Raw genomic sequence first — 1,354 nt, forward strand, 5'->3', positions numbered from 1 at the left:
TGCATTAACAGATAATGACATGGGCTTGGTCATCGCTAATGAGGGAAAACCTATTGATAAACCAGTGCTTATATAATTTTGGAGGACAAATATGTCTAATAGTACATTAGATAAAATTGCTTTACTTTCTTTAAATGGTAACAAGCCATTAGCTAAGAGAATTTCTGAATATATGGGAATTCCATTGTTAGATGCTTCAGTATCACACTTTAGTGATGGTGAGATCAATATCCAAATTAATGAAAGTATACGTGGAAAAGACGTTTATATTATTCATTCAGTTTCAGATCCTGTTAATGATAACTTTATGGAATTGATGATTGCCGTTGACGCTTTGAGACGTGCTAGTGCTAACACAATTACTTGTGTCTTGCCATACTTCGCTTATACTCGTTCAGATAGAAAGTCTCGTTCAAGAGAACCTATCTCAGCTAAGTTGTTTGCAAATATGTTGGAATTAAATTCAGTTGATCGTGTAATTGCACTTGATATGCATGCTGATCAAATTCAAGGATTCTTTGATATTCCAGTTGATCATTTGCGTGCTATGCCTATCTTTGCTAGTTACTTTGAAAAGAGAATCAAGAACCCTGATGAATTTGTTTTCGTCGCTCCAGATCACAACTCAACTAAACGTGCACGTGCTTTAGCTGAAGTTTTCGGTTCACAAATTGCTATCGTTGACCAAAGATCAACTGAAGATGAGGAAGTTGTTCCTGATATTATCGGTGATGTTGACGGTAAACAATGTGTTATCGTTGATGACTTGATCGATACAGGTACAAGAATGGTTAATAGTGCTAAAGCTGTCCAAGCTGCTGGTGCTAAAACTATTTCAGCTGCAGCTACACACCCAATTTTTTCTAAGGATGCTGCAAAGAGACTAGAGAGCTCAATCTTGATTGACGTCTTAGTTTCAGATTCAATCGTTGTTCCTGACGAATGCAAATTTGATAAACTAAAGATTTTATCAGTGACAGACCTAGTCGGTGACGCCATTCGTATGACAGAGTTGAATGAATCAATTGATTCATTGTTTGAAGTACGTGATAGCTATACAGAAATTAAATAATAGAGTTATCAAAAAAGAGCTTTATCCCTCAGCGGATAAAGCTCTTTTAGTATTTCTAACACGATATGTTTTTTGAGTATTGAGTTTTGACATAACTTGGTGTTTTAATTGATCATTTTCAAAAACCAGTTCGTCATAATCAGCTTTTCTCAAAGACTTAGCAACTTTTTTAGCAAAATAATTAAATTCGAGACGATTGTATCGTTTTGATTTTTTTGCAAACTTTTTAGTTAGGTTGTTTAAAATGTTATCACCAATTTTAATGTATCTGGGAATTTCGAT

2 protein-coding genes are annotated in these 1,354 nt (G+C 34.6%); one reads left to right on the plus strand and one right to left on the minus strand.

Translation table 11 applies throughout. The annotated features are described in order from the left end of the window. The first annotated feature begins 91 nt into the window (after nucleotides 1–91). Nucleotides 92–1,072: a ribose-phosphate diphosphokinase gene (locus FHL06_RS13160; RefSeq protein ID WP_153387063.1), complete on the plus strand. Its 981-nt coding sequence runs from the start codon at nucleotides 92–94 to the stop codon at nucleotides 1,070–1,072. Nucleotides 1,073–1,093: 21 nt separating this feature from the next. On the opposite strand, the gene FHL06_RS14455 is transcribed toward FHL06_RS13160, so the two are convergent. Then, nucleotides 1,094–1,354: hypothetical protein (locus FHL06_RS14455; protein ID WP_420360977.1), on the minus strand; the 261-nt coding region annotated here is incomplete at its 5' end.

The organism is Companilactobacillus halodurans (genome assembly GCF_009600985.1).
In the GTDB taxonomy this organism is placed as follows: Bacteria; Bacillota; Bacilli; order Lactobacillales; family Lactobacillaceae; genus Companilactobacillus; species Companilactobacillus halodurans.